Raw genomic sequence first — 17,894 nt, 5'->3', positions numbered from 1 at the left:
ATGCCAAATCCCGCCTCCCAGGACCTGGTGGTGCTGCGCCCGGAAGGGCTGTACTGCCCCGCCGGCGACTTCCACATTGATCCCTGGCGGCCGGTGCCGCGCGCAGTCATCACCCATGGCCACGGCGACCACGCGCGCGCCGGCATGGGCGAATACCACTGCGCCGCCGCCGGCCTGCCGATCCTGCGCTGGCGCCTCGGCGACCAGGCCTACCGGGCCTACGACTACGGCGAACGCTTCGCGCTGGGCGCAGCAACGGTGTCGCTGCATCCGGCCGGGCACGTGCTCGGCTCGGCGCAGGTGCGCATCGACGTGGACGGCGAAGTGTGGGTGGCCTCGGGCGACTACAAACGCCAGCCCGACCCGACCTGCACGGCGTTCGAGGTGGTGCGCTGCGACACCTTCATCACCGAGGCCACCTTCGGCCTGCCGGTATACCGCTGGCCGGACACCGCCGCGGTGGCGCGCGAGATCGTCGCCTGGCGCCACGAATGCGCCGCGCGCGGCGAGGCCGCGGTGCTGTTCTGTTATGCGCTGGGCAAGGCGCAACGGGTGCTGGCCGAACTGCAGCCGTGGGACGACCAGCCGGCGCTGCTGCATGGCGCGGTCGCCGCCGGTGTGGCGGTGTACCGCGACGCCGGCATCGCGATGCTGGACACGCACCCGGTGGCCGACATGGACAAGCGCGCCGACTACGCCGGGCAGCTGGTGCTGGCGCCGCCGTCGGCCGCAGGCAGCCCGTGGCTGCGCCGCTTTCGCCATGCGCAGCTCGGCTTCGCCTCGGGCTGGATGCGGCTGCGCGGCAACCGCCGCCGGCGCAACTACGACCGCGGCTTCGTGGTCTCCGACCATGCCGATTGGCCGGACCTGCTGCGCACCATCGAGGAAACCGGCGCGCGACGGGTCATCGCCACCCACGGCAACACCGACGCGATCATCCGCGCCTTGAACGAACGCGGCGTCGCCGCCGAGGCGTTCCGCACCGACTACGGTGCCGAGGAATGAAGCGCTTCGCCGCGCTGTACCGGCAGCTGGACCAAAGCACCGCGACGCTGGACAAGCGCGCCGCGCTGGTCGCGTATTTCGAACAGGCTCCGCCGGCCGACGCGGCATGGGCGATCTGGCTGCTGAGCGGCGGCAAACTGCGGCGCATCGCCAATACCCGCGAACTGCGCGAGTGGATCGCGCAGGAAAGCGGCCTGCCCGGCTGGCTGGTCGACGACAGCTACGACCACGTCGGCGACCTCGCCGAAACCCTCACCTTGCTGCTCGACGATCCGGCCGCAGCCTCCGATCCGGCGCCGCTGCGCGACTGGATCGAGGAACGCCTGTTGCCGGTCGCCGCGCAGGACGAAGCCGCGCGCCACGCCGCGGTGCGCGCCGGCTGGCGCAGCCTGGCGTTCGACGAACGCCTGCTGTTCAACAAGCTGCTCACCGGCGCGCTGCGCGTGGGCGTGTCGCAGCGGCTGGTGCAGCAGGCGCTGGCGGCGATGTCGGGGATCGACATCGCGCGCATCGCCCAGCGCATGCTCGGCGCGTGGTCGCCGACCCCGGCCGCGCTGGAAGACCTGTTGTCGCACGAGGTGCTGGCCAGCGACCGCCAGCAGCCCTACCCGTTCTTCCTGGCCTCGCCGCTGGAAAACGCCGTGGCCACGCTGGGCGCGATCGACGACTGGCAACTGGAATGGAAGTGGGACGGCATCCGCCTGCAGTTGATCCGCCGCGCCGGCGAGACGGCGCTGTGGTCGCGCGGCGAGGAGCGCCTGGACGGCCGCTTCCCCGAGATCGAGACCGCCGCGGCCACGCTGCCACGCGATGCGGTGATCGACGGCGAACTGCTGGGCTGGCGCGATGGCGACACCGCACCGTTGCCGTTCACCGCGCTGCAGACCCGCATCCAGCGCCGCAAGCCCGGCGCCAAGACGCTGGCCGACACGCCGGCGCGGGTGCTCGCCTACGACCTGCTGGAGCTGGACGGCATCGACCTGCGCGAGCAGCCGCTGGCGCAGCGCCGCGCGCAGCTGCAGGCCTTGCTCGCTGCGCATGCCGATCCGCGCATCGTGCTGTCGCCGCAGGTACAGGCCGCCTCGTGGGAAGACGCCGCAACGCTGCGCGAGGATTCGCGCGAGCGCGGCGTGGAAGGGCTGATGCTCAAGCGCGCCGCGTCGCCCTACCAATCCGGGCGCCGCCGCGGCGACTGGTGGAAGTGGAAGATCGAACCGCTGACCATCGACGCGGTGCTGCTGTACGCGCAGGCCGGTCACGGCCGCCGCAGCACGCTGTACACCGACTACACCTTCGGACTGTGGGACGGCGCGCAACTGGTGCCGGTGGCCAAGGCGTATTCGGGCCTGGACGACAGCGAGATCCTGGCGCTGGACCGCTGGATCCGCGCGCACACCACCGAACGCTTCGGCCCGGTGCGCGCGGTGACGCCGTACCACGTGTTCGAACTCGGTTTCGAGGCGGTGAACAAGAGCAGCCGGCACAAGTCCGGCATCGCGGTGCGGTTCCCGCGCATCCTGCGCTGGCGCCACGACAAGCCGTTCGCCGAGGCCGACCGGCTGACCACGCTGCAGGCGCTGGCGCGATGACCGCGGCGCAGGCGCGCAAGCGCCCGGCCGATGCGCCGCTGTACGCATGGTTCGCCGCGCAAGGCTGGCAACCGCTGCCATTCCAGCGCGCACTGTGGCGGCACTACCTGGAAGGCGGCTCGGGCCTGCTGCACACGCCCACCGGCAGCGGCAAGACGCTGGCCGCGTTCGGCGGCCCGCTGCTGGAAGGCCTGCGCGAACAGGCCGCGCTGCAGGCGGCGGCAGACAAGCGGCCACGCCGCGCGAAGGCAGCCGCTGCCGACAAGACCGCGTCGGCATCGAGGTCGCGCAGGCAGGCGCAGCGCGACCTGAAAGTGCTGTGGATCACCCCGCTGCGCGCGCTCGCCGCCGACACCTTGCGCGCGTTGCGCGAACCGGCGGAAGCGCTGGGCCTGGACTGGCAGATCGGCCTGCGCACCGGCGATGCCAGCGCGCGCGACAAGCGCCTGGCGCGCAGCGGCAAGCTCGACGTGCTGGTGACCACGCCCGAATCGCTGGCGCTGCTGCTGTCCTATCCGGACACCGCGCCGCAGCTGGCGACGCTGCGCTGCGTGATCGTCGACGAATGGCACGAGCTGCTCGGCAACAAGCGCGGCGTGCTGCTGCAGCTGTGCCTGGCGCGGCTGCGCGCGTGGGCGCCGGCGCTGCGCACCTGGGGGCTGTCGGCCACGCTCGGCAATCTGGACGAGGCGCGCGACGTGCTGCTGCCGCACGTGGCGGATGCGCCGATCGTGGCCGGGGTCAAGCCGCGCACACTGACCCTGGAAACGCTGACCCCGGCCAGCGGCGAGCGCTTCCCCTGGGCCGGCCACCTGGGCCTGGCGCAGTTGCCGCGGGTGCTGGAAAAACTGTTCGCGGTGCGCACCAGCCTGCTGTTCACCAACACCCGCGCGCAGGCCGAACTGTGGCACCAGGCGCTGGAATCGGTGTGGCCCGAGGACGCGCAGAGCCTGGCCCTGCACCACGGCTCGCTGGACCCGGCGCTGCGCCGCGCCGCCGAGCAAGGCCTGCGCGACGGCAGCCTGCGCTGCGTGGTCGCGACCTCGAGCCTGGACCTGGGCGTGGATTTTCCCGCGGTCGACCAGGTGCTGCAGATCGGCAGTCCGAAGGGCGTGGCGCGGCTGCTGCAGCGCGCCGGCCGCGCCAAGCACCGCCCCGGCGAGGCCGGCCACGTGCTGTGCGTGCCCTCGCATGCGCTGGAGCTGGTCGAGTACGCCGCCGCGCGCCGCGCCATCGCCCACGGCCGCATCGAATCGCGCCCGTCCCCGCGGCTGTCGCTGGATGTGCTGGCACAGCATTGCGTGACCTGCGCGCTGGGCGGCGGCTTCCGCGCCGACGCGCTGTTCGCCGAAGTGCGCGGCAGCGCCGCGTTCGCCGCGCTCGATGCGCCGACCTGGGCCGCGGTGCTGGAGTTCGTCGTGCAGGGCGGCCGCGCGCTGGCGCAGTACCCGGACTACCGCAAGGTGGTGCGCGACGAGGACGGCGTGTACCGCGTGCACGACCGCCGCATCGCGCTGCGCCATCGCCTGTCGATCGGCACCATCACCAGCGACGGCAGCGTCGCGGTGCGCTTCCTGCGCGGCGGCCGGCTCGGCGTGGTGGAAGAACAGTTCGTCGGCCGCCTGCGCCGCGGCGACCGCTTCCAGTTCGCCGGGCGCCTGCTGGAGCTGGTGCGGCTGGAGGACATGACCGCCTACGTGCGCCTGGCCAAGGGCGGCGACGGCAGCGTGCCGAAATGGATGGGCGGGCGCATGCCGCTGTCCTCGGCGCTGGCGCATGAAGTGGAAGCCGTCTTCGCCGAGCCGCGCGGCGAGGAAGAACTGCGCGCATTGGCGCCGCTGCTCGGCCTGCAGCGCGCGCTGTCGGCGCTGCCGTCGCCGCAGCGGCTGCTGGTGGAGAGCGTGCGCGCCCGCGATGGCCGCCACGTGTTCGTCTATCCGTTCGCCGGGCGTCAGGTGCACGAAGGCCTGGCCGCGCTGCTGGCGCTGCGCTGGGGCCGGCGCCAGCGCAACACTTTCAGTTTCGCCGCCAACGACTACGGGCTGGTGCTGTCGCCGGCGCAGGAAGTGGCCACCGACGCAGCGCTGCTGCGCGAACTGCTCAGCCCCGACCGCCTGTTCGAGGACCTGCGCGAAAGCCTCAACCTGGGCGAACTGGCGCGGCGCCAGTTCCGCGAGATCGCGCGCGTGTCCGGCCTGCTGCCGCCGAGCCTGCCCGGCGGCACGCCGCGCAGCCTGCGCCAGCTGCAGGCCTCCAGCGGCCTGCTGTACGACGTGCTGAGCCGCTTCGATCCCGGGCACCTGCTGCTGGCGCAGGCCGAACGCGAAGTGCTGCAGGGCGAGATGGAACTGACCCGGCTCGCCGCCACCCTGCACGACTGCGCCGCGCGCGAACTGGCCGTGTACACGCCGCGCAGCCTGACGCCGCTGTCGTTTCCGCTGTGGGCCGAGAGCATCCGCGGCCAGCTCAGCACCGAGGACTGGAAGGCGCGAGTGATGCGCGCGGCCGCGCAGCTGGAACAACGCCATGCGCGCTGAACTGGACTGGCGCCTGGCGGGCGAGCCGATGATCCTGCTCGGCGAGCGCGCGCTGTACTGGCCGGCGCGCCGGCGGCTGCTGATCGCCGACCTGCACCTGGGCAAGGCCGACGTGTTCCGCCGCGCCGGCATCGGCTTGCCCAGTGGCGGCACCGCGCTCGACCTGCAACGCCTCGCTGCGCTGGTGCAGGTGCAGGCGGTGCAGGACCTGTGGATCCTCGGCGACGTGCTGCACGGCGCCGCGCCCGCGGCCGCCTGGCAGCGCGACTGGCACGCCTGGCGCGCCGCGCATCCGCAGTTGCGCGTGGCCGCGATCGCCGGCAACCACGACCGCGCACTGGCCGGCGCCGGATTGGACATCGCGCCGCTCGGCGAACAGGTCGAGGACGGCCCGTTCGCGCTGCGCCACGATCCGGTGCCGCACCCGCACCTGCACGTGCTGTGCGGACACCTGCATCCGCTGGCGAAGCTGCCCGGCATGCGCCAACGCTGGCCGGCGTTCTGGCTGCGCGACCGGATGACGGTGCTGCCCGCGTTCTCGCAGTTCACCGCCGGCGTGGTGCCGATCCTGGACCCGGGCGAACGCATGGTCGTCTGCGTCGAAGGCGCGACGCTGGCGTTGCCGGCGGCAATGAAATAGCGCGGCCCCCGGATACGCCGAGCCCCCCCCCTGTGGGAGGGACTTCAGTCCCGACGCGTTATCGGTAAAGCGTCGGGACTGAAGTCCCTCCCACAAAAAGCGCTGGCGCCGCGGCATCGCAACAGGCCGGCCGATCGCAGAAACGACGTCGTTCGCCACCTGCACGAACGCGCTGGCTCACTGCACCTGTTCGCCCTGCGCCTGCGCCGCCGCAATCCGTGGCACTGCCGCCGTCTCCGCCAGCGCCTGCAGAAATCCAGGCTCCAGCGGCAGCTTGCCGAACCACCCGTGCTGGGTACCGCTGAGCACGCGCAGCATGTGCCCGCGACCGCCTGGCATGCGCCCGGCCGGCAGCATGCCGAGGTCGCGCACGCGCGCCACCAGGTCGCGTTCGGACTGGAACAGCGGGGTCAGCCAGCGGCTCCAGAACTGGTACACCGCCACGTGCGCATGGCGCTGCGCCTGGTAGCGTGCCAGCGCCGCGTCCAGGTCCGGGGCTTCGCGCAAGCTCTCGCTCAACACCCACGCATCCATCAGCGCCATGTTGACGCCCTGCCCCAGCTGCGGGCTCATCGAATGCGCCGCATCGCCGGCCAGCACCAGGCGGCCGCGGTACCAGCGCTGCTGCACCGCATCGCGATAGCTGGCCCGCGCCAGCTGCGCCGGTGCGCACACCTGCGCCAGGCGCTCGCGCGCCTGTGGCCACAGCTGCGCGACCTCGTCCAGCCACGCCTCCATGCCGCGCGCCTGCCAGGCGTCGAAATCGGCGGTGGGCAGGCTCCAGAAGAAACTCATGCGCGGCTCGGGATCGTCCGGCCGGGTACCGACCGGCAGCAGCCCGATCATCTTCCGCGCGGCCACGTAACGCTGGCGCAGTTCGTCGGCGAAGGCCCAGTCGCCGCGCGGCAACAGGCACCACAGCGCGCCCCACGGATAGACCCGGTCCAGGCGCGTGCCCTGCACCTGCGCGCGCAACGCCGAGGCCGAACCGTCGCTGGCGATCACCAGGTCGAACGGACCATGCCAGTGCCCGTGCTGGTCCTGCACCCGGCGCAGGCCGTCGTCGATGGCGACGATGCGCGTGTCGCGCTGCAGCTCGGCATAGCCGTCCCATGCCTGCGCCAGCAGCGAGAACAGCGCGCCGCGCTGCATGCCCAGCCCGAACAGGCGCGTGTCCAGGTCGCGGTAGCGCATGTCCATCACCGCGCGGCCGCACGGCGTCTCGCCGTACAGGCGGCGCACCGGCGCGCCATGCGCCAGCGCCTGCTCGAGCAGGCCGATCCGCCACAGCACCTGCAGCCCGGTCGGCTGCAGCAGGAACCCGGCGCCGACCGGACCCGGCTGCGGCGCGCGCTCGAACACCTGCACCCGATGGCCGTCGTGCGCCAGCAGCAGCGCCAGGGCCTGGCCCGCCGTGCCGTAGCCGACGATGCCGATCTGCATCCGTTGCTTCATCGCATCCACTGATTGCGGGCGACACCGCAGCGGTATCGCCATCCATAAAAAACCCCGCCGAAGCGGGGCTCAAAAACAGCTCAGCCGAGCAAGCGATTTACTCGACAGGCGTAATATTGGAGGCCTGCGCGCCCTTCGGACCCTGGGTCACGTCATAGCTGACACGCTGTCCTTCCTGCAGGCTGCGGAAGCCCTTGGAATTGATCGCGGAGAAGTGCGCGAATACATCGGCGCTGCCGTCTTCCGGTGAAATAAAGCCAAATCCCTTGGCGTCGTTGAACCACTTGACGGTACCGTTCGGCATGGTGATGCGAGACCTTGTGCAATGAATGGGTGGTGGTTGTGCGGCAGCCCGCACCGGCGGAGTATGCAAAGCTTGGGCAACGAAGACAATCACCCGCGCGCCAGTTCGCCGATCAGCTCCGGCAACCCCGCCGACGCCGCCTCCACATTCGCCAGCACCTCGGCCAGGGTGATTTCCTGTGCGTCGCCGCAACCCGCGGCCCAGTTCGCCACGATCGCCAGACACACGTATTCCAGGCCCAATTCGCGCGCCAGGCCCGCTTCCGGCATGCCGGTCATGCCGACCAGGTCGCAGCCGTCGCGGCGCAGCCGGGCGATCTCTGCAATCGTTTCCAGCCGCGGTCCCTGGGTGGCGCCGTAGCAGCCGCCATCGACCACCTCGGCGCCGGTCACGCGCGCGGCGGCCAGCACCTTGCTGCGCAGCATCGGCGAATACGGATGGCCGAAATCCACGTGCAGCACCTCGCTGCCCGGCTCCTCGCTCAGCGTGGAGACGCGGCCCCAGGTGTAGTCGATCAACTGGTCCGGGCAGGCCAGCACGCGCGGGCCGAAGCGCTCGCCGATGCCGCCGACGGTGTTGAGCGCGAGCACCCGCGTGGCGCCGACTTGCTGCAGTGCCGCAAGGTTTGCGCGGTAGTTGATCTTGTGCGGCGGTAGCGAATGGCCCTCGCCGTGTCGGGCCAGGAACGCGACCCGGTGACCGAGCAGCGTGCCGATGCGCACCGGGCCGGACGGACTGCCGTAGCGGGTGTCGACCTGGCGGGTCTCCACGTCGTCCAGTTGTGCGAGTTTGTAGACGCCGGTGCCGCCGATCACGGCCAGTGCGATGTTGTCCATGCGGATCCTCGAATCAGAACGTGCGCGAACGCCGGCCGCGACGGCCGGCGCGCGATGGGAAAAGGCGTCGCGGCCTATTCCTTCATCGCGTAGATCGCCGGCAGGTTGCGCAGGCCTTCGTTGACGTCCATGCCGAAGCCGAACACGTAGCGGTCGGGCACTTCCACGCCCACGTAGTCGGCGTTGACGTCGTCCACGCGGCGATCGTGGCGCTTGACCGTCAGCGCGGCGATGCGCACGTCGGTGGCGCCCTGTTCCAGGCACCACTGGCGTACCGCCAGCAGGGTCAGCCCTTCGTCGAGGATGTCGTCGAGCAGCAGCACGCGGCGCCCGTACAGCGCGGTGGCCGGGCGGTGCTTCCACACCAGTTCGCCGCCGACGGTCTCGCCGCGGTAGCGGGTGGCGTGCAGGTAATCCAGCTGCAGGTCCTGGCCGCGCGCGCCCAGTTCCAGCGCCAGTTGCCCGGCGAACGGCAGCGCGCCGTGCATGATGGTCAGGTAGACCGGGATCTCGCCGCGGTAGTCGGCGGCGATGGCGTCGGCCATGCGCGCGATGGCCTGGTCGAGGTGCGGACGATCGACCAGCAGGTCGGCCTGGGCCAGGGCCTGGGCGATGGTGAGAGTGGACATCAGGCGGTTTTTCCGAGGGTTGCGAGCAGGTGGGATTGGGTGTGGCCGTAGCGGGCATCGGCGAGCAGCCCGTCCCAGCCGAGGGCGCCGCGGCCGATCAGGCCGAGCAGCGCGGCGGTATTGAGCGGGCGGTCGCGCACGGCCTGCAGCGAGTCTTCGACCAGTTCGGGATGGCAGACCAGGACCACGTCGCAGCCGGCGTCCAGGTGCGCGGACACCCGCGCGGCGACGCCGCCGGCGGCGAACGAGGCGGCCATGCCGATGTCGTCGGAAAACACCACGCCGCGGAAGCCCAGTTCCTGGCGCAGGATCTGCTGGATCCAGCGCGGCGAATAGCCGGCCGGTTCCGGCGCGACCTGCGGGTAGACCACGTGCGCCATCATCACCGCATCGGCGCCGGCGGCGATGCCGGCGGCGAACGGCACCAGGTCCTGCTCGCGCAGTTCCTGCAGCGGGCGCGGATCGACGGCGTTGTCGACGTGGGTGTCTTCCAGCACCGTGCCGTGGCCGGGAAAGTGCTTGAGGGTGGCGGCCATGCCGACGCTGTGCATGCCGCGCACGTAGGCGCCGGTGAACGCGGCCACCACCTGCGGATCGTCGCTGAAGGCGCGGTCGCCGATCGCGCGGTTGCCGCGCGCCAGATCCACCACCGGGGCGAAACTCAGGTCCACGCCGCTGGCGCGGACCTCGCTGGCCATCAGCCAGGCATGCTGCCCGGCCAGCGCCAGCGCCGCATCGCGATCGCGCGCATACAGCGCGCCGAAGCCGTGCAGCGGCGGCAAGGCGCTATAGCCTTCGCGGAAGCGCTGCACGCGGCCGCCTTCCTGGTCCACGCAGATCAGCTGCGGCCGCGGCGCCGCGGCGCGGATCGCCGCGGTCAGCTCCACCAGCTGCGCCCTGGAGGCGAAATTGCGCTTGAACAGGACCACGCCGGCGACGGCATCGTGCTGCAGCCAGTCGCGTTCCTGGGCGGTGAGTTCGGTACCGGCGACGCCGATCGCGAGCATGCGGGGGATTCTCCTGCCAGCGCTGTTCAGCGCGCCTGGGCGGCATTGTCGCAGATGCCGGCGCCGGCGACAGGCCGCAAGTGCCGTGCGGTGCCGGCACGTGCCGATGGCGCGCCGTGGCTGCGCCACGTTGCGCTCGTGTGACCGGCCTACACCGCGCAACCGTCGGGGCCGCAGTCCTGCGCCGCATCCGGCGCCGGCGGCAGCAGACCGCGCAGGGTCGCGGCGAACACCTCCGGCGGCTGCGCTCCCTGGATCGCGTGGCGGCCGTCGACGACGTAGGTCGGCACTGCGCGGATACCCATCGCCTGCGCCTGCTGCAACTGCGCCTGGATCTCGGCCAGGCCCTCGTCGCCGTCCAGCAGCGCCTGCACCCGCGCCGCGGGCAGCCCGCCGGCGGCGCCGGCGGCGAGCAGCGTGCTGGTCTTGGCCAGGTTGCGCCCTTCGGCGAAATGCGCGTGGAACAGCGCCTCGGCCACCGCCTCGGCATCGCCTTCGCGCGCCGCCAGCCACAGCAGCCGGTGCGCCGGCAGCGTGGTCACCCGCACCTGGCCGCGGTCGAAGTCGAACGGCAGCCCCTCGGCGCGCGCGGTGGCCTGGGTCTGCGCCAGGATCTGCTCGGTGCGCGCGGCGCCGCCGAACTTGGCTTCATACGCCTTGCGCAACGGCACCGGCTCGGTGCCGGCATCGGGATCGAGCAGGTACGGATGCCAGTGGATCTCCAGCGCCGGCGCATCCGCGCCGAGCGCCGCGATGCCTTGCTGCAACCGGCGCTTGCCGATCCAGCACCAGGGGCAGACCACGTCGGACCAGATATCGAGGCGCATGAGCGGGGATTCGGGATTCGGGAATGGGGATTCGCAAAAGCATAAGCCTGATCGCCGCACTTGACTCGCTTTTGCCAATCCCTAATCCCGAATCCCAAATCCCGGCCACTTACTGAACGGATGCGAGGCCAGCGCCAGGTTGTAATAGCGCGCATCGTCGGTGACTTCGGCGCCGATCCAGTCGGGCTTGGCGAAGGCCTCATCGGCGCTCTCCAGCTCGATCTCGGCGACCACCAGCCCGGCGTTGTCGCCGAGGAACTCGTCCACTTCCCACAGATGGCCCTGGTGTTGCACCAGGTGCCGGCGCTTGTCGATCAGCCCGCCCACGCACAGCGCCAGCAGCGCGCGCGCGTCGTCCAGCGGCAGCGGATACTCGAACTCCTGGCGGGTGTGCCCCAGCTCGCGCGACTTGAGGTTGAGGAACGCCTCCTGGTCCTGGATGCGGACCCGCACCGAGGCCTTCTGCGCGCCGCTGTCCATCGCCGCCTGGTCGTTGATGTAGCCCTGCGCCATCGGGATCACCCGATGCGCCGCAGCGCGCCAGCCGTCGCCGGTGACGAGGAATTTGCGTTCGATTTCGATGGCCATGGGATTGGGGATTGGAGATTCGGGATTGGTCAAAGCATAAGCCAGCGCGCAGACGCCGCTGTTACGAATCCCTAATCCCCACTCTCCAATCCCGGCTTCTCGAACACCGCAATGCTCTCCACATGCGCCGTGTGCGGGAACATGTCCATCGCGCCGGCGGCCTTCAGCACGAAGCCCTGCTCGTTGACCAGGTAACCGGCGTCGCGCGCCAGCGAGCCGGGGTGGCAGCTGACGTAGACGATGCGCTGGAACGTCTCCAGCGGCAGCTGCCGCAACACCTCGATCGCGCCGGAGCGCGGCGGGTCGAGCAGCAGCTTGTCGAAGCCCTGCTGCATCCACGGCGCCTGGCGCTGGTCCTGGGTCAGGTCGGCGGCGAAGAACTGCGCGTTGTCCAGGCCGTTGCGCTGCGCGTTGTCGCGCGCCCGCGCCACCAGCCCCGCATCGCCTTCCACGCCCACCACTTCGCGCACCGTGCGCGCCAGCGGCAGGGTGAAGTTGCCCAGCCCGCAGAACAGGTCGAGCACGCGGTCGCCGGGCTGCGCGTCGAGCAGGGTCAGCGCCAGCGCGATCATCTTCTGGTTGAGCGAGGCGTTGACCTGGATGAAGTCCAGCGGCCGGAACGCCAGTTCCACGTCCCACTGCGGCAACCGGAACGACAGCGGCACGTCCTGCGGATACAGCGGATGCACGCTGTCCACGCCGCCGGGCTGCAGGAAGATGGCGAACTCGTGGGCCTGGGCGAACGCCACCAGCGCCGCCTGGTCGCGCGCACTGAGCGGCTGCATGTGGCGGAAGGTCAGCGCCACGGCGGCGTCGCCGGCGATGAACTCGATCTGCGGGATGTCGCGCTTGCCGTCCAGGCTCTCGACCAGTTCGGCCAGCGCGCTCACCTTGAAGCCGATCTGCGGAATCACCGTGTGGCACACCGACAGGTCGGCGACGAAGCGCGGGTCCAACTCGCGGAAGCCGACCAGGGTCTTGTCCTTCTTCTCCACCCGGCGCACCGAGAACCGGCCCTTGCGCCGGTAGCCCCAGGGCGCGCCGGACAGCGCCGGCAGCACCGTCTGCGGGGTCACGTGGCCGATCCGCTCCAGGTTCTCGGTCAGCACCCGCTGCTTGGCCAGGATCTGCTGGTCCTCGGCCAGGTGCTGCAGCACGCAGCCGGCGCAGACCCCGAAATGCGGGCAGCGCGGTTCGACCCGCCGCGGCGAGGCCTGCAGCACCTGCAGGGTGCGCGCCTCGTCGAAATGGCGGTTGCGCGCGGTGGGTTCGGCGAGCACCGTCTCGCCCGGCAGCGCGCCGGCGACGAAGGCGACCTTGCCGCCCTCGCCCTCGGGGCGGGCGACGCCGCGGCCGTCGTGGCTGAGGTCGACGATATCGGTCTGGAACGGGGTGCGGTCTAGGCGTTTTCTGGATCGGGCCACGTGGCGGCAGGCTGCGGGCGAAAAAGGGCGGCCATTGTCGCAGATGCGCCAGGGCCTGCCGATGCGCGGGGAGCGGCCCTGCGGTGCGCGGGCGCCGACGCCGCCCTATCGGCGCCCGGACGCGGCGCTTCGGGTTGCCCTGGCCTGCGCCGATCCGGCCAGCGCCCCCCCCCCCCCCCCGGCGGCGGGCCCGGGGCACCGGCTTGCGGACGCGGCGGCGGCGGCGCAAAGTGATGCGACGCATCGTCGCAGCCGCTAAGATGCGCCCAGGCCGCATGGAGGCATAAGGATGGCATCGACCCAGGACCCTGTGACGCGACTTTTGCTGGTCGAGGACGACCCGATCAGTCGCACGTTTTTGCGAGTGACGCTGGAATCCCTGCCCGCGCAGGTCGATCTGGCCGACACCGTCGCTTCCGCGCTGACCAGTGCGCAGGCCCAGGAACACGACCTGTGGCTGATCGACGCCAACCTGCCCGACGGCAGCGGCGCCGACCTGCTGCAGCGCCTGCAGCGGCAGCGCCCCGGCACCCTGGCGCTGGCGCACACCGCCGACGCCAGCGGCGCGGTCCGCGAGCACCTGCTCGGCGCCGGTTTCGCCGAAGTGCTGCTGAAACCGCTCAGTCCCGAACGCCTGCTGCAGGCGGTGCGGCGGTTGCTGGCGCGTGGCAGCGTCGGCACCGCGCCGGGCGCGGTGGAGGCGGCGGTGGACTGGGACGAGACCACCGCCCTGGTCGCGCTCAACGGCGAGCGCTCGCACCTGATCGCGCTGCGCGAACTGTTCCTGGCCGAGTTGCCCGGCACCCGCGACGCGGTCGCCTCGGCGCTGCAGCTCAGCGACGAGCAGGCGGTGCGCAACCACCTGCACCGGCTGCAGGCCAGCTGCGGCTTCGTCGGCGCCGCGCGGCTGGCGCGCGCGGTACGCCAGCTGCAGGGCGACCCGGCCTCGTCGCAGGCGCGCAGCCAGTTCAGCGAGGCGGTGGCGGCGTTGCTGCATTGAGCCGGGATTTGGGATTGGGGATTGGGGATTCGTAAAAGCAGGGGCGTCGGCGCACTTGCCGCACGCCCGTGTAGGAGCGGCTTCAGCCGCGACAGACGCCGTGGCAAGCCGGCATGCTGCAGAAGCGGTGGGGGCTGAAGCCCCTCCTACAGGAAGCCGGCCAGCGCAAGCGCAGCTCAATCGGTCTTCGGCGCCTGCGGGTCAGCCACTTCCGGTGAGTCAGGCACCTGCGGCAGTTCCCCGGCTTCCGCGTCGCGGCGCTGGCGGGTCAGGTCCTGCAGCATCTCCCACGACTTCAGGCCGCGCCCGCCGAGGTGGTGCATCAGCACCACGCGCATGCCGCGGCGCAGGCCGGGCAGGTCTTCGGCCACCGGCATCTCGTCGGCGGCCAGCGCCAGCAGCGCGCGGCCGGTGGCCATGCCGCTGCGCTGGTCGTGGCCGCGGTCGCTGAGCAGGCGGCGCGGGCCGTGTTCGGCGTCCAGCACGTAGCGCGCGGCCGGGTCGATCGGCTCGCCGTCGCCGTCGTGGCGCAGGTCGAAGCCCACACCCAGGGCGTCCAGCAGGTCGCGCTCGAAGCAGCGCAGCGTCCACGCCAGCGGCGCCTCCGCGCCCAGCCGCGCGCGCACCCGTGCGTAGGCCAGGTACAGGTCCGGCGCAGGATCGTCGCGCGGCGCCAGGCGCAGGGTCAGTTCGTTGATGTAGAACCCGGCGAGCATGCCGTCCCCGCTCAGGCGCGGCGCCGTATCCACCGCCTCGGCCGCACGCAGCTGGGCCAGCTCGCCGCGGCGCTGCGCGCTGAAGCGGATCGACTGCAGCGGCTGCAGCGCCGCGCGCAGCGGCTGGTTCTTCGGCCCCTGCACGCCCCGCGCCAGCACGCCCAAGCGGCCGTACTGCGCGCTCAGCACTTCGACCAGCAGGCTGGTCTCGCGCCAGGGGCGCGCGTGCAGGACGAAGGCGGGTTCGTGTTCGATGAGCATGGACGCTTCGGGACTCGGGACTCGGGACTCGGGACTCGGGACTCGGGACTCGGGACTCGGGACTCGGGACTCGGGACTCCAGGATGCTGTCCAGCGGCAAATCGCTGTCAAGCGATTTGAGGAAAAAGCGCCGTGCTGCGAAGAGAAGCGGCAGCTGTATTCCGGCTCAGCGGTTTTTTGTGGGAGGGGCTTCAGCCCCGACGCGTTATCGGTAAGGCGTCGGGGCTGAAGCCCCTCCTACAGAAAAGCGGAAATGCGGTGCACTTGCGAAAATCCCGAGTCCCGAGTCCCGAGTCCCGGCCTTACTCCCCGTACCCGAACGCCTTCAACGCGGCCTCGTCGTCCGACCAGCCCTCGCGCACGCGCACCCAGGTCTCCAGGAATACCTTGGCGCCGAACAGGCGCTCCATCTGCTGCCGGGCCTTGGCGCCGATGTCCTTCAGGCGGGTGCCGCCCTTGCCGATCACGATCGCCTTCTGGCCCTCGCGCTCGACCCAGATCACCGCGCCGATGCGCAGCAGCGCGCCGTCCTCGGCGAAGCGCTCGATTTCCACCGTGGTCGCGTACGGCAGCTCTTCGCCGAGCTGGCGCATCAGCTGCTCGCGCACCAGTTCGCCGGCCAGGAAGCGCTGGCTGCGGTCGGTGATCTCGTCCTCGCCGAACATCGCCGGCGCTTCCGGCACCAGCGCCAGCAGGTCGCGCACCAACGCTTCCAGGCCCTTGCGCTTGAGCGCGGAGATCGGATGCACCGCGGCGAAGCTGCGGCCGTCGCTGACCTGCTGCAGGAACGGCAGCAGCGCGGTCTTGTCCTTGAGCCGGTCGACCTTGTTCACCACCAGCACCACCGGGATGCCGGAATCGCTGAGCACGTTGAACGCCAGCGTGTCCTCGTCGTCCCAGCGCCCGGCCTCGATCACCAACAAGCCGGCGTCCACGCCTTCCAGCGAGCCGCGCGCGGCGCGGTTCATGACCCGGTTCATCGCGCGCTTCTGCTCGCGGTGCAGGCCGGGGGTGTCGACCAGCACCAACTGCCCTTCCGGGAAGCTGGCGATGCCCAGCAAGCGGTGCCGGGTGGTCTGCGGGCGGTTGGAGACGATGCTGACCTTGGCGCCCACCAGGGCGTTGGTCAGGGTGGACTTGCCCACGTTGGGGCGGCCGATCACGGCCACGCTGCCGCTGCGGTAAGGGGACGCTTGCTCGTTCACTTGCTGGAATCCAGTTGCTCGATGGCGGCGGCGGCGGCCTGTTGTTCGGCCAGCCGTCGCGAGGTGCCCTCGCCCTCGGTGGTGAGGGCAGGCTCGGCGAGTACGCAGCGTACCCGGAATAGCTTGGCGTGTTCGTCGCCGGTTTCGCTGATCAGCTCGTACGCCGGCAGGGCCCGCTGCCGGGCCTGCAGCCATTCCTGCAGGCGGGTCTTGGCGTCCTTCTCCGGCTTGCCGACCGGCAGTGCGGCCAGCGCCGTCTCGAACCAGGGCAGGATCACCGCACGGCAGGCCTCGAATCCGGCGTCCAGGTAGATCGCCGCGACCACCGCCTCGACCGCGTCGGCCAGGATCGAATCGCGGCGATGCCCGCCGGACTTCATCTCGCCCGGCCCCAGGGTCAGCCGCTCGCCCAGTTCCAGCTGGCGGCCGATGGTGGCCAGCGAGGCCTCGCGCACCAGTTCGGCGCGGGCGCGGGTCAGCGCGCCTTCGTCGGCCTTGGGCCAGCGCCGGTACAGCGCCTCGGCGATCAGCTGGTTGACGATGCTGTCGCCGAGGAATTCCAGCCGCTCGTTGTGCGGCGCGCCGGCGCTGCGATGCGTCAGCGCCTGCGCCAGCAGCTGCGGGTCGGCGAAGCGGTGACCGATGCGGTCGCCGCGCAGGATCGTTTTACTCGCCACCGCGCGTCGTCAGGTCCTGGGTGATGTCGAACTTGCCGACCACGTCCAGGTTGGCGACCAGCGGCTTGCGCACTTCGTAGGCCACATGCATCTTCCAGCCCGAATCCATGCGGTCGAACTTGACGTCGTCCGGCTTCACGTTGTCCGAGTTGTTGATGTCCAGGCGGCGGAACAGCAGCATCTTCGCCTGCGCCGGATCCATGTCGGCGCTGCCCGGCTCGGCGGCCAGGCCCTTCATCGCCGAGCGCACCGCGTAGTACTCCATGTACATCGGGAACAGCTTCATGCCGATGTAGGCGAAGAAACCGACCACTGCCAGCACGATCACGAACGACGTCAACGTCATGCCACTTTGCTTGTGCTTCATCGCGCTTCCCCTTACGCCAGAAATCACTGGATGCCGGTCCCGATCCGCGAGGGATCGAAACTGCCGCTGCAGAACCAGCCTTCGCAATTGAGCCAGACCAGGAACGCCTTGCCGCGCAGGTTCTCTTCGGGCAGGAAGTGGGTCTGGGTCCAGAAGCGGCTGTCCTCGCTATTATCCCGATTGTCGCCCATCACGAAATACTGGCCCGGCGGCACCACCCAATCGCCCTGGCCGGCCGGATTGTTGCGGTCCAGCCACTCCAATTCGGTGTGGGTGCGGCCCGGCAGGTATTCGGTGAGCAGCGTGGACCCGGTCATCTCCGCGCCCTTGCCCTTGCCGACGTACTCGCCGCGCACCTGGTACTTCATCGGCGTGCCGTTGATGTACAGGGTATCGCCGTGGAAGCCGATGCGGTCGCCGGGCAGGCCGATGACGCGCTTGATCCAGTTCTCGTCCGGCTTGTGCGGCGGCTTGAACACCACCACGTCGCCGCGCTTGGGCTCGCTGGTCGGGATCACCTTCTGGTTGGTGATCGGCAGGCGGAAGCCGTAGGCGAACTTGTTGACCAGGATGAAATCGCCGACCAGCAGGTTCGGCATCATCGAGCTGGACGGAATCTTGTACGGCTCGGCGATGAAGCTGCGCAGGATCAGCACCACCGCCAGCACCGGGAAGAACGCCCGCGAATAATCGACCAGCACCGGCTCGGTATCCAGCAGGCCGGCGCGCGCGGCGCGGCGCTTGGCGAAGAACAGCTTGTCCAGCAACCAGACGATGCCGGTGGCGAAGGTCAGGACCACCAGCGCGATTTCAAACCATTTCATTCG

The 17,894-nt window shown here is 70.8% G+C and carries 18 protein-coding genes; 5 read left to right on the top strand and 13 right to left on the bottom strand.

Annotated features, from left to right (window positions below; all coding sequences use genetic code 11):
- Genes HDC36_RS00315 through pdeM form a run of 4 tightly spaced genes read left to right on the top strand, consistent with a single transcriptional unit; the run spans position 1 to position 5,771 of the window.
- Positions 1-1,005, top strand: a complete 1,005-nt coding sequence (locus tag HDC36_RS00315; protein ID WP_179563696.1) for a ligase-associated DNA damage response exonuclease — start codon at positions 1-3, stop codon at positions 1,003-1,005.
- Positions 1,002-2,594, top strand: coding sequence for an ATP-dependent DNA ligase (locus HDC36_RS00310; RefSeq protein WP_179563695.1), 1,593 nt, complete (start codon positions 1,002-1,004; stop codon positions 2,592-2,594). The genes HDC36_RS00315 and HDC36_RS00310 overlap by 4 nt, the downstream gene beginning before the upstream one ends.
- On the top strand, positions 2,591-5,131 hold the full coding sequence (locus tag HDC36_RS00305) for a ligase-associated DNA damage response DEXH box helicase (RefSeq protein ID WP_179563694.1): 2,541 nt from the start codon (positions 2,591-2,593) through the stop codon (positions 5,129-5,131). Before HDC36_RS00310 ends, HDC36_RS00305 begins: the two co-directional genes overlap by 4 nt.
- Complete coding sequence (gene pdeM, locus HDC36_RS00300; RefSeq protein WP_179563693.1) at positions 5,121-5,771, top strand: ligase-associated DNA damage response endonuclease PdeM; 651 nt, start codon at positions 5,121-5,123, stop codon at positions 5,769-5,771. Before HDC36_RS00305 ends, pdeM begins: the two co-directional genes overlap by 11 nt.
- 177 nt (positions 5,772-5,948) lie before the next feature.
- On the opposite strand, the gene HDC36_RS00295 is transcribed toward pdeM, so the two are convergent.
- From HDC36_RS00295 to rlmD, 8 genes are all read right to left on the bottom strand, one after another.
- On the bottom strand, positions 5,949-7,226 hold the full coding sequence (locus HDC36_RS00295) for an NAD(P)/FAD-dependent oxidoreductase (protein WP_179563692.1): 1,278 nt from the start codon (positions 7,224-7,226) through the stop codon (positions 5,949-5,951).
- 97 nt (positions 7,227-7,323) lie between these two features.
- Complete coding sequence (locus HDC36_RS00290; protein ID WP_003488188.1) at positions 7,324-7,530, bottom strand: cold-shock protein; 207 nt, start codon at positions 7,528-7,530, stop codon at positions 7,324-7,326.
- 89 nt (positions 7,531-7,619) lie between these two features.
- Positions 7,620-8,372, bottom strand: coding sequence for an S-methyl-5'-thioinosine phosphorylase (locus tag HDC36_RS00285; RefSeq protein WP_179565500.1), 753 nt, complete (start codon positions 8,370-8,372; stop codon positions 7,620-7,622).
- 68 nt (positions 8,373-8,440) lie between these two features.
- A complete protein-coding gene (locus tag HDC36_RS00280) occupies positions 8,441-8,995 on the bottom strand; it encodes a hypoxanthine-guanine phosphoribosyltransferase (RefSeq protein WP_179563691.1) in 555 nt (184 codons plus the stop codon).
- Complete coding sequence (gene nagZ / locus HDC36_RS00275) at positions 8,995-10,002, bottom strand: beta-N-acetylhexosaminidase (protein ID WP_179563690.1); 1,008 nt, start codon at positions 10,000-10,002, stop codon at positions 8,995-8,997. The genes HDC36_RS00280 and nagZ overlap by 1 nt, the downstream gene beginning before the upstream one ends.
- 149 nt (positions 10,003-10,151) lie before the next feature.
- A complete protein-coding gene (locus tag HDC36_RS00270; RefSeq protein ID WP_179563689.1) occupies positions 10,152-10,829 on the bottom strand; it encodes a DsbA family oxidoreductase in 678 nt (225 codons plus the stop codon).
- Positions 10,830-10,910: 81 nt separating this feature from the next.
- Positions 10,911-11,417 carry a CYTH domain-containing protein gene (locus HDC36_RS00265; RefSeq protein ID WP_179563688.1) on the bottom strand — a complete coding sequence of 169 codons (507 nt, stop codon included), beginning with the start codon at positions 11,415-11,417 and terminating at the stop codon, positions 10,911-10,913.
- A 71-nt stretch (positions 11,418-11,488) separates the two neighbouring features.
- Positions 11,489-12,841 carry a 23S rRNA (uracil(1939)-C(5))-methyltransferase RlmD gene (rlmD, locus tag HDC36_RS00260; protein ID WP_179563687.1) on the bottom strand — a complete coding sequence of 451 codons (1,353 nt, stop codon included), beginning with the start codon at positions 12,839-12,841 and terminating at the stop codon, positions 11,489-11,491.
- A 289-nt stretch (positions 12,842-13,130) separates the two neighbouring features.
- Here rlmD and HDC36_RS00255 point away from each other — a divergent pair, with 289 nt between their 5' ends.
- Positions 13,131-13,841, top strand: coding sequence for a response regulator (locus HDC36_RS00255; RefSeq protein WP_179563686.1), 711 nt, complete (start codon positions 13,131-13,133; stop codon positions 13,839-13,841).
- 176 nt (positions 13,842-14,017) lie between these two features.
- On the opposite strand, the gene recO is transcribed toward HDC36_RS00255, so the two are convergent.
- The 5 genes from recO to lepB all read right to left on the bottom strand — a co-directional run bounded on the left by recO (position 14,018) and on the right by lepB (position 17,891).
- A complete protein-coding gene (gene recO, locus HDC36_RS00250) occupies positions 14,018-14,818 on the bottom strand; it encodes a DNA repair protein RecO (RefSeq protein WP_179563685.1) in 801 nt (266 codons plus the stop codon).
- 302 nt (positions 14,819-15,120) lie between these two features.
- The gene (gene era, locus HDC36_RS00245) at positions 15,121-16,023 is read right to left on the bottom strand and encodes a GTPase Era (protein ID WP_179563684.1); all 903 of its coding nucleotides are present in this window, start codon (positions 16,021-16,023) and stop codon (positions 15,121-15,123) included.
- Positions 16,020-16,700 (bottom strand): ribonuclease III, encoded by a 681-nt coding sequence (gene rnc, locus HDC36_RS00240; protein ID WP_179563683.1) that lies wholly within the window; start codon positions 16,698-16,700, stop codon positions 16,020-16,022. The genes era and rnc overlap by 4 nt, the downstream gene beginning before the upstream one ends.
- Positions 16,690-17,067: a DUF4845 domain-containing protein gene (locus tag HDC36_RS00235; RefSeq protein WP_179563682.1), complete on the bottom strand. Its 378-nt coding sequence runs from the start codon at positions 17,065-17,067 to the stop codon at positions 16,690-16,692. The genes rnc and HDC36_RS00235 overlap by 11 nt, the downstream gene beginning before the upstream one ends.
- A gap of 23 nt (positions 17,068-17,090) precedes the next feature.
- Positions 17,091-17,891 (bottom strand): signal peptidase I, encoded by an 801-nt coding sequence (lepB, locus tag HDC36_RS00230; RefSeq protein ID WP_009583229.1) that lies wholly within the window; start codon positions 17,889-17,891, stop codon positions 17,091-17,093.
- Positions 17,892-17,894: the final 3 nt, after the last annotated feature.

The organism is Xanthomonas sp. JAI131 (assembly GCF_013410075.1).
Taxonomy (GTDB): Bacteria; Pseudomonadota; Gammaproteobacteria; order Xanthomonadales; family Xanthomonadaceae; genus Xanthomonas_A; species Xanthomonas_A bonasiae.
Note: the sequence above shows the minus strand (reverse complement) of the source record. Positions and strands in the feature narration are given on the sequence as shown.